Source organism: Massilia sp. (assembly GCF_032106685.1).
Taxonomy (GTDB): Bacteria; Pseudomonadota; Gammaproteobacteria; order Burkholderiales; family Burkholderiaceae_D; genus Telluria.
This window is the reverse complement of the sequence record NZ_DAMCPG010000026.1, coordinates 1-17,360: the sequence shown is the minus strand read 5'-3', so window position 1 is coordinate 17,360 and position 17,360 is coordinate 1. Positions and strand designations below refer to the sequence as shown.

The 17,360-nt window shown below is 65.8% G+C and carries 20 protein-coding genes; 2 read left to right on the top strand and 18 right to left on the bottom strand.

Annotated elements, in window-relative coordinates; all coding sequences use genetic code 11:
• Positions 1 to 42: 42 nt before the first annotated feature.
• From RT688_RS14880 to RT688_RS14855, 6 genes are all read right to left on the bottom strand, one after another.
• A complete protein-coding gene (locus RT688_RS14880; protein WP_313705631.1) occupies positions 43 to 636 on the bottom strand; it encodes a hypothetical protein in 594 nt (197 codons plus the stop codon).
• On the bottom strand, positions 633 to 1,832 hold the full coding sequence (locus tag RT688_RS14875) for a PilW family protein (protein WP_313705630.1): 1,200 nt from the start codon (positions 1,830 to 1,832) through the stop codon (positions 633 to 635). Before RT688_RS14875 ends, RT688_RS14880 begins: the two co-directional genes overlap by 4 nt.
• Complete coding sequence (locus tag RT688_RS14870; protein ID WP_313705629.1) at positions 1,829 to 2,257, bottom strand: prepilin-type N-terminal cleavage/methylation domain-containing protein; 429 nt, start codon at positions 2,255 to 2,257, stop codon at positions 1,829 to 1,831. The genes RT688_RS14875 and RT688_RS14870 overlap by 4 nt, the downstream gene beginning before the upstream one ends.
• The gene (locus RT688_RS14865) at positions 2,254 to 2,877 is read right to left on the bottom strand and encodes a GspH/FimT family pseudopilin (RefSeq protein WP_313705628.1); all 624 of its coding nucleotides are present in this window, start codon (positions 2,875 to 2,877) and stop codon (positions 2,254 to 2,256) included. Before RT688_RS14865 ends, RT688_RS14870 begins: the two co-directional genes overlap by 4 nt.
• Positions 2,874 to 3,302, bottom strand: a complete 429-nt coding sequence (locus tag RT688_RS14860; protein ID WP_313705627.1) for a type IV pilin protein — start codon at positions 3,300 to 3,302, stop codon at positions 2,874 to 2,876. Before RT688_RS14860 ends, RT688_RS14865 begins: the two co-directional genes overlap by 4 nt.
• A 149-nt stretch (positions 3,303 to 3,451) precedes the next feature.
• The gene (locus RT688_RS14855; protein ID WP_313705667.1) at positions 3,452 to 4,333 is read right to left on the bottom strand and encodes a LysR family transcriptional regulator; all 882 of its coding nucleotides are present in this window, start codon (positions 4,331 to 4,333) and stop codon (positions 3,452 to 3,454) included.
• A gap of 240 nt (positions 4,334 to 4,573) precedes the next feature.
• On the opposite strand from RT688_RS14855, the gene RT688_RS14850 reads away from it, so the two are divergent.
• On the top strand, positions 4,574 to 4,789 hold the full coding sequence (locus RT688_RS14850; protein ID WP_313705626.1) for a hypothetical protein: 216 nt from the start codon (positions 4,574 to 4,576) through the stop codon (positions 4,787 to 4,789).
• On the opposite strand, the gene RT688_RS14845 is transcribed toward RT688_RS14850, so the two are convergent.
• The gene (locus RT688_RS14845; RefSeq protein WP_313705625.1) at positions 4,770 to 6,092 is read right to left on the bottom strand and encodes a sensor histidine kinase; all 1,323 of its coding nucleotides are present in this window, start codon (positions 6,090 to 6,092) and stop codon (positions 4,770 to 4,772) included. The genes RT688_RS14850 and RT688_RS14845 overlap by 20 nt on opposite strands.
• 39 nt (positions 6,093 to 6,131) lie before the next feature.
• On the bottom strand, positions 6,132 to 6,797 hold the full coding sequence (locus tag RT688_RS14840) for a response regulator transcription factor (protein WP_313705624.1): 666 nt from the start codon (positions 6,795 to 6,797) through the stop codon (positions 6,132 to 6,134).
• A 281-nt stretch (positions 6,798 to 7,078) separates the two neighbouring features.
• Between RT688_RS14840 and RT688_RS14835 the strand changes: the two genes are divergently transcribed.
• The gene (locus tag RT688_RS14835; protein WP_313705623.1) at positions 7,079 to 7,891 is read left to right on the top strand and encodes a Crp/Fnr family transcriptional regulator; all 813 of its coding nucleotides are present in this window, start codon (positions 7,079 to 7,081) and stop codon (positions 7,889 to 7,891) included.
• A gap of 28 nt (positions 7,892 to 7,919) precedes the next feature.
• On the opposite strand, the gene RT688_RS14830 is transcribed toward RT688_RS14835, so the two are convergent.
• The 10 genes from RT688_RS14830 to RT688_RS14785 all read right to left on the bottom strand — a co-directional run.
• Entirely contained in the window at positions 7,920 to 9,485 is a 1,566-nt protein-coding gene (locus RT688_RS14830; protein WP_313705622.1) for a CHASE3 domain-containing protein, read from the bottom strand.
• A gap of 257 nt (positions 9,486 to 9,742) precedes the next feature.
• Positions 9,743 to 10,375, bottom strand: coding sequence for a response regulator transcription factor (locus RT688_RS14825; protein WP_312550869.1), 633 nt, complete (start codon positions 10,373 to 10,375; stop codon positions 9,743 to 9,745).
• A 231-nt stretch (positions 10,376 to 10,606) separates the two neighbouring features.
• Entirely contained in the window at positions 10,607 to 11,011 is a 405-nt protein-coding gene (locus RT688_RS14820) for a MerR family transcriptional regulator (RefSeq protein ID WP_313705621.1), read from the bottom strand.
• A gap of 7 nt (positions 11,012 to 11,018) precedes the next feature.
• Positions 11,019 to 11,372, bottom strand: coding sequence for an integration host factor subunit alpha (locus RT688_RS14815; RefSeq protein WP_290424311.1), 354 nt, complete (start codon positions 11,370 to 11,372; stop codon positions 11,019 to 11,021).
• A gap of 102 nt (positions 11,373 to 11,474) precedes the next feature.
• Entirely contained in the window at positions 11,475 to 13,901 is a 2,427-nt protein-coding gene (pheT, locus tag RT688_RS14810; protein WP_313705620.1) for a phenylalanine--tRNA ligase subunit beta, read from the bottom strand.
• A gap of 57 nt (positions 13,902 to 13,958) precedes the next feature.
• A complete protein-coding gene (gene pheS / locus RT688_RS14805) occupies positions 13,959 to 14,975 on the bottom strand; it encodes a phenylalanine--tRNA ligase subunit alpha (protein WP_313705619.1) in 1,017 nt (338 codons plus the stop codon).
• A 266-nt stretch (positions 14,976 to 15,241) separates the two neighbouring features.
• Positions 15,242 to 15,601, bottom strand: coding sequence for a 50S ribosomal protein L20 (rplT, locus tag RT688_RS14800; RefSeq protein ID WP_078031238.1), 360 nt, complete (start codon positions 15,599 to 15,601; stop codon positions 15,242 to 15,244).
• A 20-nt stretch (positions 15,602 to 15,621) separates the two neighbouring features.
• Entirely contained in the window at positions 15,622 to 15,819 is a 198-nt protein-coding gene (rpmI, locus tag RT688_RS14795; protein WP_026354218.1) for a 50S ribosomal protein L35, read from the bottom strand.
• A gap of 420 nt (positions 15,820 to 16,239) precedes the next feature.
• Complete coding sequence (gene infC / locus RT688_RS14790; protein WP_312550889.1) at positions 16,240 to 16,767, bottom strand: translation initiation factor IF-3; 528 nt, start codon at positions 16,765 to 16,767, stop codon at positions 16,240 to 16,242.
• 41 nt (positions 16,768 to 16,808) lie between these two features.
• Positions 16,809 to 17,360, bottom strand: a 552-nt coding sequence (locus RT688_RS14785; RefSeq protein ID WP_313705618.1) for a threonine--tRNA ligase, incomplete at its 5' end; no start/stop codon positions are given.

The following is a 17,360-nucleotide window of genomic DNA, read 5'->3' as shown; positions in this document are numbered from 1 at the left end:
CTCGTTGTCCGGCCTCGCGGCCGGAATGTTCTTGCCGCGGCCTCAGCCGCCGATCAGCACCACCAGCTGGTTGACGACATTGCCGCCGCGCGCGCCGGACAGGCGCGCGGTGACCACGTAGTGCACCTTCGGCGTCGATGCGAATTGCGGCGAGTCGGCCGCCAGGCTGTCGCCGGGCGAGACGACGGTGCCGCCGCTCGATCCGTTGTCGGCGGTCTGGACGCAGGCGTTGCCGTTGCCGTCGTAGGGTCCGGTGAGCAGGCAGTGGCGGTGCACCACGTATTCGATCTGCTGGCCCTCGTGCGTCACGGTGCGCTTGCCGTTCCAGAAGGCGTCCGAGCGCACGCCCTGGCTGGGGTCGAGCGTGGCCAGGTAGCCCTGGGCCGCCACGTCCTCGTTGAGCAGCGCCTTGTTGCCGGCGGCGGTGTCGCTGAGCCACTTGAAGCCGGCGTGGAGGCCGAAGTCGACCGCGCGGCTCTGGGCCGAGTCGTAGGCCAGGTTCGAGGCCGTCAGGGTGGTCGAGTTGCTCGACTTGAGCAGGTAGATGCTCGAGATGAGCATCACCAGCAGGATGATCAGCATGACCGGCAGCGCCAGCCCGGCCTGCGGGTGCGGATTCGTACGATACATGTTCATGGCCTCCAGCCCGCATTGCGCAGCGGGACGATGGTCTCGAAGACGCGGTAGCGGTAGCAGCGCCAGGCGGTGTCGGTGGCGCTGGCCGCGACCTCGACCGTGATCGGCACGGCCGTCACGCCCTGCGGCACGGCGCTGGCGAAGACCACCGGCTTGGCGCTGCTGGCGCTGCACTGCCCGCTCGCGCCGGGACGCTCGCGCGCCGCGCTGCGCGCCACCACGGCGATGCGCAGCGCCGCGATGTGCTGGTAGTCGCCGGCGCTGCCGACGACCGTGTCGCCGTCGGCGTCGATCATGGTCGCCGACCAGCGGGCCACCCGCAGGCCGTCCTGCGGGATGAAGGCGGCGCCGCTGCGGGTATCGAAGCCGTACTGGGCCTTGATCGAGACGATGTCGGCGGCCACCGTGCTCGGCTCGGCGCTGGAACCGGCCAGGTCGGTCGAGCGCAGGCGCAGGAAACCGTTGTCGACCGACCAGGTATGGAAGGCCAGGGTCTTCGCCGGTCCCAGGTTGAACACGCGCGTGGTGCCGCCGGTGTAGTTGGCGCCGAGCGAACCGCTGTTGTAGCGGAAGCCCGCGCCGCCCGCGACCATCACGTACTGCTGTTCGGGCGGCGCGGCGTGGTCGCTTGGGTCGTCCGAGATCTGGGCCAGCGCGCAGTTGCCGCTGCCGACGTTGTCCGGCGCCACCACCACCACGTCCCCGCTGTTGAAACCGTAGGGCACGCGGTCGACGTTCAGGCGCGTGCCGCCGATGTAGTCGCTGGTGACGCGCAGGGTGCCGGTGCCGCTCATCGAGCTGCCCGAGTACAGGCTGATGCGGTCGGGTCCCGTGCCGCCCGATTCGATCACCACCGGCGCCAGCGGGCGCACGGTGGCGCTGGCGCCGCGCGGCGCGCTGGCAAGCGCATAGCCGCCCGTATCGGTAAAGCGCGTGTTACAGCCGATCAGGATCGGGTCGTTCAGGCCGAAGCCGGCCTGCTGGGCGTCGCCGCTGATCGAGAACATCGCCAGCATGCCGTTCTGCATCGCGTCCGACCCGCCCAGGGCCGAAGCCTTGTTCTGCTCGGCGCCCGTGATCAGGCGCGTGGCGAACACCAGGGCCAGCAGGCCGACCAGCACGCTCACCAGCAGCTCGACCAGCGAGAAGCCGGCAGCGCTGGATGTGTTGCGGCGCACCGGAAGACGACGGTTCACAGTGCCCCCGACAGGAAGGCGCGCACTTCGTGGCGGTTGCGCGGCGCATCGTCCTTGCGCTGCCAGGCGATCGCGATCACGACTTCGTTCGGGTCGGGCGCGGCGCCCTCCTCCACCCCGACCGTGATGCTGGCGCCCGGGATGCGGGTGCGGGTTTCCTGGTACCAGGCCGCCAGGCGCTCGCCCGGCTCCTCGCCGGCCGCCAGCGCGTAGTCGCCGAGGTGGGTGGGATCGGCGCTCATCACGCCGAGCAGCTGGTCGGCGGCGATGGTCGCCTCGGCGCGCAGGCCGGCGTCGGACAGGGCGGAGTAGGCGCGCGCCTGCAGGCCGATGGTGCCCAGCAGGCCGATGGCCAGCAGCACGGCGGCCAGCAGCGCTTCGATCAGGGAAACGCCGGACTGGCGGCGCAGCGGATGCATTCTCATGGCGGGCACCTGTGGGGATCGGTGTCGGGGGCGTCGGGCTGGCACTTGGCGGCGATCCCGGCCAGGGTCAGCACCACGGCGGCGGCGCGGAAATCCTCTTCGCGCCCGCTGGCAGGTTCCAGGTCGATGCGCTCGACGCGCGGCGCCACCGCCGGGTCGACCCAGCCGACCGGGGTGAAGTACACGGCCGAGGCGTCGTCCGGACCCACGGTCTGGACCAGCACGTCGGTGCCCGGCAAGGCATCGGCGCGGCGCAGCACCGACTTGAAGCCGGCCGCGCCTTCCGGATCGCGCTCGGCGGCCGCGGTCGTGCTCGACCAGCCGCCGCCGTCCTCGTTGCATGGGGTCTCGGGACGCGGGAAGCAGATGTCGACCTGCCAGTCGAACTGGCCGTTGACCGCGTTCTCGCTCAGCACCAGGCGGCTGGCGCTGTTGTGGGCGAGCGCCTGGGCGCGCGCCAGCGCGAAGCCTTCGGCATAGAACTGGGCGGCGGAGGCCGCGCGGCTGGCATTCACCCAGGCCGCCATGCGCGGCATGCCGAAGGCCAGCAGCCCGGCCAGGATCGCCAGCGCGATCAGCGACTCGGTCAGCGTGAAGCCGCCGGTGGTCCGCCGCGTCATTCGCTGCACTTGCCGTCCTTGTCGCCGACCCAGCAGGTGTCGCTGGTGTCCCAGCCGTCGGGCGCGGCGGTGGTGGCGCGGTTGCCGTTCTGGTCGATGGTGAAGGCGAAGCCGGCGGCGCCGTTGCGGCCGGTGGCGGTCACGGTATAGGCGGTGGCGCTGGCATCGCTCAAGGCGTAGGTGAAGTTCTCGGTCGGGGCCGGCAGCACGTTGACGCCGTCGGCATCCATGTCGTCGTAGCTGCGCTCGTTGGCCCAGAACTGCTCGGCCAGCGGCTGCATGCCGGCCAGGCCGGCATAGGCATCGGTCAGGCGCGTGCGCAACACGTAGTTGCCGTAGGCCGGCACCGCCACCGCGGTCAGGATGCCGACGATCACCAGCGTGATCAACAGTTCGATGAGCGTGAAGCCAGCCTGGCGTTTCATGGAATCCTCGGGTCGGGGCGCGCCGCTCAGGAATGCCGCGCGCGGAAAGAAAAGTTGCCGCAGGAGAATAATACCCGAGGAAGCTTGCATTACCCTGAGGAAATGCTGACAAAATCCTGACAAGCGAACGCTATTCCTGCCTAGCCGGCTTATGAAGTCCCTTGCAGCAATTGCTGGGCTAGCAAGGCCGCGTGGGGCGTCAGGGCGCCGAAGTCGCGGCTGCAGAGGTAGAGCCGGCGTGCGGCCCAGGCTTCCGCCAGCGGCAGGATGGCCAGGTCGTGGCGCAGTGTCCGCGCCAGGGCGCCGGACAGGATCGAAATGCCGATCCCGGCCGCCACGTGCATGCCGACGTGGTCGGGGTTGCGCAACTGGATGCGGTAGTCGAGCTGGCGGCCCAGGCGTGCGGCGCGCTCGGCCAGGTGGGCTTCGAGGGCGGTGTCCTTCATGCCGACGATGGGCTCGGCGAGGATGTCGGCGAACACGACGTGCGCCTGGCGCGCCAGGCGGTGCGCGCGGCCTGTGACCACGAACAGCTGGTCGCTGGCCACCAGGTGGGTCTGCAGCGAACCGAGATCGGTCACGTCGGCCACCATGCCCAGGTCGGCGCGGCGGTCGGCCAGGGCCTGGACGATCTCCAGGCTGGGCCGCTCTTCGAGGTCGATCGCCAGGTCCGGATGCGCCGCCAGGAAGCGGCACAACTGCGGCGGCAGGAAGTCGGCCATGGCGGCGGTATTCGACAGCAGGCGGATGCGGCCCTTCAGGCCGCTGGCATAGGTGCGCAGTTCGCCGCGCATCTGCTCGACCTGGCCGAGGACGATGCGCGCATGGCGGACCAGGGCTTCGCCGGCGGCGGTGGCGCGCACCCCGCGCCGGTTACGCTCCAGCAGCGGCGCGCCCAGCGTCGCTTCCATCCCCGCGATGCGCTCGCTGACCGAGGCCAGCGCCAGGTGCATGGTGCGCGCGCCGCCGGTCAGGCTGCCGCACTCGACCACGCTCAGGAATACCCGCAGGTCGGTCAGGTCGAAGCGCATCGTGGTCTCCAGCATTCGGAATTGCCGAAGTCTAGCACCGGAATTGCCAGATTGCCAAGGAATCGCCCCGGCCCTAAGATCCCCCCATGGACACGACGATTCCCCCTTTCCTGGGCGGGAACGGTCGCAGGAAGGACTCGGGCGCCGGCGCAATGCCGCGCCTTCCTCCGGTCCAGGCGAACGCTTGCGGCAACGCCGCACCCTTGACCATGATGTGAGGACCCTATGCTCGACGCCTTGTTGGCAACCATCGGAACCCTGGGCATCCTGCTCACGCTCGCGGTCAAGTTCAGGGCCGGCGCCGTGCAACGCGAGGCCAGCGAGGCCGACAGCGAGGCCGGCGAGGCCGGCGGCGAGGACGACGCGACCGACGCCGCCGCGCCAACGCCAGGCGGGCGCCGCGCTTGCCCCCACCGCCGCGCGCGCCGGCGCCTGTTCAAGGGAACTGGACGCTGAACACCGCCCCGCCGCCCTGCTCCGGCGCGCCGATGCGCAGTTCGGCGCCGTGCAGGTTGGCGATGTCGCGCACGATGGCCAGGCCCAGGCCGCTCCCCGTGCTGTGCTCGTCGAGGCGCACGAAGCGCTCGAACACCCGCTCGCGCAGGTGAACCGGGATGCCGGGTCCGTTGTCCTCGACCCGCAGCACGGCGCCCGGGCTCCCCGCCGCCCCAGGCCCGCAAACGACGGTCACGCGGCCGCCGGCCGGCGTGTAGCGCAGCGCGTTGTCGACCAGGTTGTCGACCAGGTCGCGCAGCAGGAAGCGGTCGCCCTCGATCCTGGCCGGCTCCAGCTCGAAGCCGAGGTCGATGTCCTTGGCCGTTGCCTGCCGGACGAAGTGGCCGACCGTCTCGGCCACCAGTTCGGACAGGTCGAGCGGGGCCAGGCGCGCACGCGCGAAACGGTTCGGCTCGGCGCGTTCGAGCGAGAGCAGCTGGTTGGTCTGGCGGATCATGCGCTCGATCGCCCCCAGCAGCAGGCCCGTCGAGCGCGCGGAATCGGGATCGCCGGCATGGCGCGCGGCCAGCCACTCGAGCTGCAGCTTGAGGCCGGCCAGCGGCGTGCGCAGCTGGTGCGCCACGTTGGCGCGGAACGCGTCCTGGGCGCGGGCGCCGGCCTCGATCCGGCCCAGCAGGGCATTGAAGGCGTCGACCAGCGGAACCAGCTCGCGCGGCATGCCGGCGTCGTCCAGTGGCGCCAGGTCGGCGCTGCCGCGCGCGTCCAGGCGGGCGCGCAGGCGCGCCAGCGGCGCGAGGCCATTGCCGACCGAAAACCAGACCAGCCCGACCAGGGCCAGGCTGAACAGGCCTTCGAGCAGCACCAGCGAACGCACGATGGCGGCGCGCACCTGCTGGCGCGCGCGGACGGTGCGCGCCACGCTGACCCAGGCCTTGCGGCCCTGCCATTCGAGCCCGGCGACCGCGATACGCACGGGCTCGCCCCCTAGCTGCGCGTCGAACAGTCCCGCATGCCGGGCCGGCGGCAGCGCGGTGCTGCCCGCCAGCACGCGCCCATCGGCGTCAATCAAGGCGGCCCAGCTGGCCTCGCCGCCGTCCACTGCCGGGCTGGCCTCCATCAGCGCCCCCGGGCCTGCGCTGCGCACGCGCGTGGCCAGGGCGCCCGCGGCGGCGCGCAAGCCCTCGTCGAAAGCGAGCTGGGCCGGCGTCCAGGCCAGCAGGTAGGTCAGCGCGGCGGCGCCGAGATTGACGACCAGGATGGGCGCGACCAGCCACTTGAGCAGGCGCAGCCGAATGCTGCTCATGTCAGCCTGCTCACGCAGGCGCGCCGGTTGCGGGCGCGCTCACGGCAGCGCTTCCAGCAGGTAACCAAAGCCGCGGATGGTGCGCAAGGCAACGCCCGCGCCGTTGAGCTTCAGGCGCAGGCGCGAAACGTAGACCTCGACCGCGTTCAGGGTCAGGTCCTCGCCCCAGGGGGCGATGGCGTCGACGATCTGCTGTTTCGACACCACCCGGCCCGCATGCTGGAGCAGGTATTCGAGCACGGCCCACTCGCGTACCGACAGCTCGAGCGGGCGTTCTCCGACACGCGCGCGGCGCGCACCGCTGTCGAGCACGATGTTGCCGAGCGCCAGAATATTGCTCTTCGGCGCGTTGCGGCGCGCCAGGGCGCGGATGCGCGCCACCAGTTCCGGCGTGGCAAAGGGCTTCACCAGGTAGTCGTCGGCGCCGGTTTCGAGGCCGCGCACGCGGTCCTCGACGGCATCGCGCGCGGTCAGCAGCAGCACCGGGGTGGCGTCGCCGCGCGCACGCAGGCGGCGCACCACGTCGAAGCCGTCGATGCCGGGCAGGCCGATGTCGAGCACGGCGACGGCGGGCGGATTGCGTTGCAGGAGGAGGTCGGCTTGCAGGCCGTCGCGGGCGAGCTCGACCTGCATGCCCTGGGCTTGCAAGGTGCGGCTCAGGCCGTCGGCGAGGACGGCATCGTCTTCCACGAGCAGGATGTGCATGCGCGAACGGTATCAAGGGAAAAAGCGTTGGCGCACATTATGGGGCAAATCCGTTTCCTGACCCAAACAAAAGGAGAAACAGGGGAATGATTTGGCGCATCTTTCCTAGTAGGACTGGACTGACAAAACATCCTGCGTCCAGCCTACACGGGGGCAACCCCTAATCTTATGTTCGGCAACAGACTATAGCTTTAATGTACACCCATCGCGATGAGGCAATGTCAACAGTGCCTCCAGCAATCGCCCCTGACGTAGTAAAGCTAGAGATAAGAGGACAGAAAATGAACAACGCTCAACTTGGTGGTGCCACGCAAAAAGCGCAATCGGTCAACCAGATTCCTTCGACCAAGGAGGAACTCAAAGCTGCGTCGCGTCCAGTTGTCAGTGTCAGCGGTACCCAGCAGAACGAACTGCTGGCCGCACTCCCGCGCCAAGACCTGGAAACCCTGTTCGAGCACCTGGAACTGGTTCCCCTGCCATTTGGCAAGGAACTGTTTGAGTATGGCAGCAAATTGGAATACGTGTATTTTCCGACGACGGCAATCGTGTCGCTGCTGTATGTGATGGAAGACGGCGCCACGACCGAGATCGCCGTCGTAGGACACGAAGGCGTGGTCGGCGTCTCGCTGTTCATGGGCGAGCGCGCCATGTGCAGCGCCGTCGTGCAGAGCGCAGGCTACGGCTACCGCCTGAAAACCCAGTACCTGCGCGATGCCTTCATGGCCGGCGGCGCCCTGCCCCAGCTCCTGATGCGCTACACCAACGCCCTGTTTGCCCAGATGGCCCAGAACGCCGTCGGCGGCCGCCACAGCTCGATCGAGCAGAAACTGTGCCGCTGGCTGCTCGACCGTCTGGACCGTTCGCCGGGCAACGAGCTGAAAGTGACCCAGGAACTCATCTCCATCATGCTGGGCGTGCGCCGCGAGAGCATCACCGCCGCCGCCGGCAAGCTGCAGGACGAAGGCCTGATCCAGTACCGCCGCGGCAACATCACGGTCCTCGACCGCGCCGGCCTGGAAGAATACGCGGGCGAATGCTACAAGGTCGCCAAGACCGAATACGACCGCCTGCTGATGGACGTGGCCGCCCGCTAAGACAGCACGGCAAGGAACGCGGCGCCAGTCAGGCGGGCCCGCCCCTTCCACCCGCCGAGGCCGCCTCCAGGCCAAGGCTCTCCCCAAGATCGTCGTTCCCCATCGCCGGCAAGACTGGCGATGGGACCGGCGATTTTGCTTTCAGCGCATCCGCCATTGCGCGCACCGGTGCGGCCGGCCACTGCGGCGCGGCAGGCGCCGCCGGAGCGGCAGCCTGAGCGTCGAGCGGAATGCTCGCGCGTACGCAAGTTCCGACCCCGTTGACGCCGCGGCTGACGTCGAGTTTGCCTCCCAGCAGCAATGCGCGCTCGCGCATGCCCAGCAGGCCGTGCGACTTCGAGCGCGTCAGGGCGTCGGGCGGGATGCCGACGCCGTCGTCCGTGACTTCCAGGCTCAGCTCGCCGTCCTCCCGGCCCAGGTGGACGATCACATTGGTCGCCTGGGCATACTTGGCGATGTTGTTGAGCGACTCCTGGACAATACGGAACAACGCGATCGCATGCATGGGCCCGGCCGCATCGATGTCGCCTTCGACCAGCACGTCGCAATCGAGTCCGGTAACGCGGGCGTAATCCTCGCAATAACTCTGCAGCGCCGCGGACAGGCCCAGGTTGTCGAGCAGGCTCGGGCGCAGGTCCTCGACGATGCGGCGCTTCAGCTGCACGGTATCGACCAGGGTGCCGCGCGCCCGACCCAGCATGGCCGCCAGGTCCGGCCGGCTGCCCTGCAATTGTTCGGCGACGCTGCCCAAATCCATGCCGATGGCCGTCAGGTTGGCGCCCATCTCGTCGTGGAGCTCGCGCGCCAGCTTCGATTTTTCCTCTTCCGAGACGTGGATCAGGTGGCGCGACAGCACCGACAACTGCTCGGTGCGCCGCGCAACGATGAGTTCCAGTTGCTCGTTGGCCTGCTGCAGCGCATGTTCGGCGTCGATGCGAGCGGCGAAACTGCTGCGGATCAGGCGGTAGAACAGCAGCAGGACGAAGATCGCGGCCGCGTTGATGCCCAGGCCGAGGATGACGGCGTGCTGGTACTGGTCGTAGAAGCCGGCGCTGCGCGCTTTCAGCAATTCGTTCTGTTCGCTGAGCATGATCACCACCTGCAGGCGGATCTCGTCGCTGTCGCCGTCGCTGGGTGCGCCGGTAATGGTGAGGATGTCGTCCAGCCCGCCCTGGCGATAGATGGTCAGCGCCTGCTGCATCATGCCGAGCTGGCGCTCGACCAGCACCCGCAACTGGGCCAGGTTCTTCTGCTGCGAAGGATTATCGGCGAGCAAGCTGCCGAGCTTGCGCAACTGGGTGTCGATGCGGGTCGGCGCCATCTGCACGCTGCCGAGGTAGATTTCCGAGCCCGAGAGAAAATAGCCGCGCAAATTGCTTTCGGCGTCGGTGACGAGCAGGTTCAGGTGTTGCAGCTCGTCCGTGACCTGGGCGGTGCGCTCCTGCACGGTGTTGGCGGCTTTCAGGCCGTCGAGGTTGCGCAGCAGGAAGTAGCCGTTGACCACCAGGATCAGCACGCAAACAAAACACAGCAGTGTCTTGTACAGCGGCAGCGCACGCGCGCGCTGGGGAGCGGGGTCAAGGGTGAAGTACATCTGCTGGGTTCCTTTCGCGCAACTAAAGCGGGCCGGGCCGATTATAGCCCCGTACGGGCTCAAGCGCAGCCTGCGGGGGCTGGAGTGTAGGCGGGAGGAAACAGAAAGCGCGTGAGCGGCAAGCATTGCGCCAGGGCGCGGTCACGTCGCGAGGACTTGCCTGCGGCTTGCGCGGTATGCCACTTGAAACCGCGCCAGGCCGCATGATGCCGGACGGGGCCGGCGAAGGCGGACGCCGGGCGGCGTCCGCATCCTGCTTAGTCGAGCAGGTTGTTTTTCATTGCGTAATAGGTCAGGTCGCTGTTCGACTGCAGGCCCATCTTTTCCATGATGCGGGTGCGGTAGGTGGACACGGTCTTGATCGACAGCGAGAGCGCATTGCCGATGTCGGACACGGTCGCACCCTTGGCCAGGCGCAGGAAAACCTGGAACTCGCGGTCCGACAGCTCGGTGTGCAGCGCAGTGTTGGGGTCGCGGTCGAAGCTCTGGGCCAGCAGTTCGCCGACGGTCGACGAGACGTAGCGGCGGCCCTGGTAGACGGTACGCACGGCGGTCTTCAGTTCGTCGGCGTCGCACTCCTTGTTCAGGTAACCGTTCGCGCCCATCTTGAACAGGTTGAGCGCATATTGTTGTGCCGGATAGCCGGAGAGAATCAGCACCGGCAGGTTCGGCTGGCCCTGCCGGATGGTGCGCAGGATATCGATCCCGCTCTGGTCCGGCATGGCGATGTCGAGCAGCAGCACGTCGCAGATTTCGCGACGGGCGATGTCCAGCGCCTCACGGCCGGTGGCGCCTTCGGCGACGACTTCGAACTCGCCGGACGACGAGAAAATCTGTTTGAAACCTGCTCGAACTATCTGGTGATCGTCACAAATGGCAACGCGTATCATTGTCTTCCCTTAAATTTTCCTGGCACAGGAAAGAGCCGGAGGAACGTTTTCAAGCCCGGCTGTCATGCGTTGGATGAGCTAAGCGCATGTAACATTTTAGCACTTCGCCGCCCTAGTACAACAGGCGCACGAATGCATGAGTTATGCCAAACTTAAGACCGTGTTCCCGCAAGGAACGAGTCGTTGTTGACGCGCATGCCGCCATCAATTCCCCCCTGGCCGGGAGAGGCTCTAAGCCGGCCGGGAGCCGTGTTTTAACAATGCGAGAATTCCAAGCAGTTCTTCGCGCAGCTTCGGCACGTCGACCGTTGGCGTTTCCTCGATCGGGGCTGGTTCGATGCCCCCGGCCAGGTCGCTGGCACGGCTGTCGAGGCGGTTGCGGGCGCCGCTGATGGTGAAGCCTTGCTCGTACAGCAACTCGCGGATACGCCGGATCAGCAACACTTCGTGATGCTGGTAGTAGCGGCGGTTACCACGGCGTTTGACTGGCTTCAGCTGAGTAAATTCCTGTTCCCAGTAGCGCAGCACATGCGGCTTGACCCCGCACAATTCGCTGACTTCGCCGATCGTGAAGTAGCGCTTGGCCGGGATGGGCGGCAGCGTAGCGAGTTCAGTCTTGTTCGGACGGTCGTTCATGGCTCACTTATGCGGCGCGCGCCAGGGATGCCGGACTGGTCTCTTCGACCATGCCCTTCAACTTCTGGCTGGCGTGGAAAGTCACGACGCGGCGCGCCGTGATCGGGATCTCTTCCCCGGTTTTCGGATTGCGGCCAGGCCGCTGCGGCTTGTCGCGCAACTGGAAGTTGCCGAAGCCCGACAGCTTGACGGCCTCGCCGCGCTCGAGCGCGTTACGGATCTCGTCGAAGAAGGTTTCGACCATGTCCTTGGCCTCGCGCTTGTTCAGGCCGACCTGCTCGAACAGCAGCTCGGCCAACTCGGCCTTGGTGAGGGTCGGCAGGTCCTTCTCGGCTTCCTTCCGTACCCGCGCCACCTGCATCGCGCGATGCAGGTCGGCCGCCAGGGCTTCCTGGAATACGGCCGTGTCTACGTCGTTATGGTTAATTTTCGCGCCCTGCCTTCAGATCAAACGTTTTGGACATTACCCGCGCAATTTAGCGCTGTGTTTTTCTTTTGCCGCCTCGGCCACGGCAGCCATCACGGCCTCCACGGCGTCGTCCTGCAAGGTCGATTGAGTATCTTGCAAGCTAAAGCGGAAAGCAAGCGATTTTTCGTCCGCCTCCAGCCCCTTGCCGCGGTATTCATCAAACAAAACAACGGCTTGCAAAATCTTGCCATTCGGATGCGAGGCTGCGGCGGCGCTCAGGGAATCGAGCACGGCCTGGGCCGGCACGTCCTGTTTCACCACCAGGGCCAGGTCGCGCGTGGCGCCCGGGAACTTCGAAATCTCGCTGTAGCGCGGCACCGAACGCTGTTGCAGCGCGGCGGCGTCGACCTCGAACAGGACCGGCGCCTGCGGCAGGTCGTACTTCTGCAGCCAGCGCGGATGCAGTTCGCCGATGAAACCGACGGCCTGGCCGTCGACTTCCACGCTTGCGCAGCGGCCCGGGTGCAGCGCCGCATGCTCAGCCTTATTGAAGCGTACCACACGTGGCGCAAACAGGGCTTCCAGGTCGGCTTTCACGTCGAAGAAGTCGACCGCGCGGGTCGCCACGCCCCACTGCTCGTCCACCGCCGGACCGTAGGCGATGGCGCCGACGCGCTGGGGCTGGTCGAAGCCGGCCACCGACAGCGGGCCGTCGACGACGCCTGGCTCGCGCTTGAACACGGCGCCGACTTCGAACACGCGCACACGGCCGGCCTTGCGGTTCAGGTTATAGCGCACGTTGGCCAGCAGGCCGCCGATCAGGGTCGAGCGCATCACGCTCATCTGGCTGGCGATCGGGTTGCGCAGCTTGATCGGCTGCTCGTTGGCAGCGAAATCTTGCTCCCAGGCGCTTTCCACGAAGCTCATGTTGACCACTTCCTGGTAGCCGAGATCGGCCAGCTGGTGCCGGATCGCGAACAGCGAACGCGTGTTTTCCGGCTCGATCAGCATCGCCGACGGCGCCACCGGCGGATTCGCCGGGATGTTTTCGAAGCCATAGACGCGCGCCACTTCCTCGATCAGGTCTTCCTCGATCTCGATGTCGAAGCGGTAGGACGGCGCGGTGACCGCGAACTGGCCTTCCTCGCGGATGAACGGCAGGCCCAGGCGGGTGAAGATGTCGGCGACCATGTCGTCGGTGATCGCGACGCCGATGACTTTCGCGGCGCGCGCCGTGCGCAGCACGACCGGCGCGCGTTGCGGCAGGTTGGCGACCTGGTCGTCGACCGGACCGACCCTGGTATCGGCGGTGCCGCAGATCTCGACGATCAGGGCGGTGATGCGCTCGATGTCCTCGACGGTGGTCGCGTAGTCGACGCCGCGCTCGAAGCGATGCGCGGCATCGGTCGAGAAGTTGTAGCGGCGGGCGCGGCCCTGGATCGCGTTCGGCCACCAGAAGGCCGCTTCCAGGTAGATGTCGGTGGTGTCGAGCGTGACGGCGGTGGCGTCGCCACCCATGATGCCGGCCAGCGATTCGATCTCTTTGTCGTCGGCGATCACGCCGACCCACTCGTCGACCTCGATGGTGTTGCCGTTCAGAAGCTTCAGGTGCTCGCCCTTCTTGCCCCAGCGCACGTCCATCGTGCCATGGATCTTGGCCAGGTCGAACACGTGCGAAGGCCGGCCGACTTCCAGCATGACGTAGTTGGAGATGTCGACCAGGGCCGACACCGGGCGCTGGCCCGAGCGTTCCAGGCGGCGCTTCATCCATTCGGGCGTGGCGGCCTTCGCGTTCAGGCCGCGGATCACGCGGCCGCTGAAGCGGCCGCACAGGTCGGGCGCCGAGATCTTGACCGGCAGGATTTCGTCGGTGGTGACCGCGACCGGACGCACGGCCGGGAAGCTGAGCGGCGAGCCGGTCAGGGCGGACACTTCGCGCGCCACGCCCAGCACCGACAGGCAGTCCGCCTTGTTCGGGGTCAGCTTGATGGTGAACTTCAGGTCGTTCAGGCCGAGGTAGTCGCGGATATTCGTGCCGACCGGCGCGTCTTCCGGCAACTCCATCAGGCCGCTGCTCTCTTCCGAGATCTTCAATTCCTTGGCCGAGCACATCATGCCCTGCGACTCGACGCCGCGCAGCTTGCCGACCTTGATCTCGAAGGGCTTGCCGTCCGCGCCAGGCGGCAGCACGGCGCCGGCCTTGGCGCAGATCGCCTTCATGCCCGCGCGCACGTTCGGCGCGCCGCAGACGATATTCAGGAGCGTGCCGCTGCCGACGTCGACCTGGCACACGTTCAGGCGGTCGGCGTTCGGGTGCTTCGCCACTTCCACGACTTCGGCCACCACCACGTTCGAAAACGGCGGCGCGACGGCTTCCACTTCCTCGACTTCAAGGCCGGACATGGTCAGCAGGTGGGCCAGTTCGTCCGAATTCATTTTCGGATCGACCAGGGAACGGAGCCAGTTTTCGGAGAATTGCATAATCTTTTTACCTTGTAGCTGCGCTATTTATGAGGTTTTCTTATAGATCGAACTGCTTCAGTTGAATTGCTTCAAGAAGCGCAGGTCGCCCTCGTAGAACAGGCGCAGGTCGTTGATCCCGTAGCGCAGCATCGTCAGGCGCTCGAGGCCGGAGCCGAACGCGAAGCCGATAAATTTTTCCGGATCCAGGCCGAAGTTGCGCACCACGGTCGGGTGGACCTGGCCGGCGCCCGACACTTCCAGCCAGCGGCCTTTCAGCGGACCCGAGCCGAAGGCGATGTCGATCTCGGCCGACGGTTCCGTGAACGGGAAGTAGGACGGACGGAAACGCACCTGCAGGTCGTCGGTCTCGAAGAAGGCTCTAACGAAGTTCAGGTAGACGCCCTTCAGGTCGGCGAACGAGATGTCCTCGCCGATCCACAGGCCTTCGACCTGGTGGAACATCGGCGAGTGGGTGGCGTCGGAGTCGACGCGGTAGGTGCGGCCCGGCGCGATCACCTTGATCGGCGGCGTGTGGGTGCGGGCATAGCGCACCTGCATCGGGCTGGTGTGGGTGCGCAGCAGCAGCGGCTTCCCAAGGCTGTCCTCGCCCTCGATGTAGAAGGTGTCCTGCATCGAACGCGCCGGGTGGTTTTCCGGGCTGTTCAAGGCGGTGAAATTGGTCCAGTCGGTTTCGATTTCCGGGCCGCCGGCCACGTCGAAGCCGATCGAGCGGAAGATCTGCTCGACGCGTTCCCAGGTGCGCATCACCGGATGGATGCCGCCCATCGCGCGGCCGCGGCCCGGCAGGGTCACGTCGATCGCCTCGGCGTTCAGGCGCGCCTCCAGCTGGGCGTTGGCCAGGGCCTCGCGGCGCGCGGTCAGTGCCTGTTCGATTTTTTCTTTTGCGGCATTGATCAGGGCGCCCTGGGCCTTGCGCTGTTCGGGCTCGAGCTTGCCGAGACCCTTCATCAGTTCGGTCACCTGGCCGGTCTTGCCCAGGTATTTGGCTTTTGCGTTTTCCAGCGCGGCCGCGTCGAGCGAGGCGCCAAAGTCAGCCTGTGCCGAGACGACGAGTTCTTCCAGCGAGTTCATGCGTATTCTTTTCCTGTCTTTGTAGTGGCAGGAGAGCCACAGGATCTCGAAAAAGCGTAGCGAGCGGCAGCAATGTTGTCCGAGAAGCGGAGCTGTACGAGTAGTACAGCGGGCCATCGCCTTGGCGGCGCAGGACAACAGTGCAACGCGCAGTAGCTTATTCGAGGTCCCACCACAATCAAAAACGGGGCACAGGTCTGAACCTCTGCCCCGCTTCTAAGGCGCCGCTCGCGCGGCGCCAGTCTTGCAAAACCAGTTGCCTAAGCTTAGGCAGCCAGCTTGGCCTTGACGGTGTTGACAATCGCGGCGAACGCCGGCTTGTCGTGCACAGCCATGTCGGCCAGGACTTTACGGTCCAGTTCAATCGCGGACTTCTTCAGACCGTTCATGAACGCGCTGTAGGTCATGCCGTGCGAACGCGATGCCGCGTTGATACGGGTGATCCACAGTGCGCGGAAGACGCGCTTCTTGTTGCGGCGGTCGCGGTATGCGTACTGGCCAGCGCGCATGACTGCTTGCTTGGCAATACGGAATACTTTGCTGCGACGGCCACGGTAGCCTTTAGCAAGCTCAAGAACTTTCTTATGACGGGCACGTGCAGTAACCCCACGTTTTACTCGAGGCATATTCGCTCCTTAGTGTGAGATTAAGCAGATGGCATCATGCGGTAGACGCTGGTCACGTCCGACGCATTGATGTTACGGGTGCCGCGCAGCTGGCGCTTGTTCTTGGTGGTCTTCTTGGTCAGGATGTGACGCTTGAACGCCATGCCCGACTTGACGGTACCGCCCGGACGCACGCGAAAACGCTTCTTCGCGGAGCTTTTGGTTTTCATTTTTGGCATAGTCTTCTGTCCTTTGACGGACAGCCTCATATGTAACAGGATTGCAGGTGGCGGCAACGCCGCTCTTGGATGCCTGCTTTCACTTGTTTTGCAGCGAGTGCGAACTCACTACAACCTGTTTCGAGAAACAGGAACCGTAGATTCTAGCACAGGTTGCGGGGAAATAGTGTTGTGGCGGGGTTGTAGGGTGGGTTCTCGAACCCACGCGGTGCAACGGTCGATCAGCCGGGGCGCGCGCGGGAATCGACCACGCGAACAGGCCAGGAGAATCGACGCCACATCAATGCGAACGGCGAGAACGCGTGAGTACAAGTACCCACCCTACAAAATCCGAAACCGAAACGACAAAGGCCAGGCCCGGCGCGGCAGCTTGCGCTGCGGCGCCGGACCCGGCCCTGTCAATTCCTGGCGAAAAAAGAATTACTTCTTCTTTTTCGGCGCGATGATCATGATCATCTGGCGCCCTTCCATCTTCGGGAACTGCTCGACCTGGCCATAAGCCTCGAGGTCGGCCTTCAGGCGCTCGAGCATGCGGAAACCGATGTCCTGGTGGGCCATCTCGCGGCCGCGGAAGCGCAGCGTGATCTTGGTCTTGTCGCCCTCGTCCAGGAACTTGATGAGGTTACGCAGCTTGATGCTGTAGTCGCCCTCGTCGGTACCCGGACGGAACTTGACTTCCTTGACCTGGATGACCTTCTGTTTCAGCTTGGCTTCGTGGGCCTTCTTCTGCTCCGAGTACTTGAACTTGCCGTAGTCCATCAGACGGCAAACCGGCGGCGTCGCGTTCGGCGCGATTTCCACCAGGTCGACGTTCTTTTCTTCGGCCATGCGGAACGCTTCCGCCAGGCTCACGATGCCCAGCGGTTCGTTGTCCACACCGTTCAGGCGCATTTCCGGATAAGTGATTTCGCCGTTGATGCGATGCTGTTTGTCAGTAGCTATGTCTATTCCTTCGAAAGTATTAAATTTGACCGGGCGTATTGTAGCGTTTATTTCGCTTTCGCAGCGACTTCGCCTACCAGACGCTCCACGAGCGCGTCGACCGACATGACACCCAGGTCGACGTTGCCGCGGGCACGCACGGCCACCGTATTCGCTTCACGTTCCTTGTCGCCAACCACCAGGATGTACGGCAGTTTTTGGACGGAATGTTCACGAATTTTATAAGTAATCTTCTCGTTCCGCAAATCAGCGTGAACGCGCAGGCCAGCTTGACGCAGCTTTGCCTCCACCTGTTTGACGTAATCAGCTTGCGCGTCGGAAATGTTAAGCACCGCAACCTGGACCGGGGCCAGCCACAGCGGCAGCGCGCCGGCGTAGTTCTCGATCAGGATGCCGATGAAGCGCTCCATCGAGCCGACGATCGCGCGGTGCAGCATGACCGGGACCTTGCGGGTGTTGTCTTCCGCAACATACTCGGCGCCCAGGCGGCCCGGCATCGAGAAGTCGACCTGCATGGTGCCGACCTGCCACGGGCGGCCCAGGCTGTCCTTCAGGTGGTACTCGATCTTCGGGCCGTAGAAGGCGCCCTCGCCCGGCAG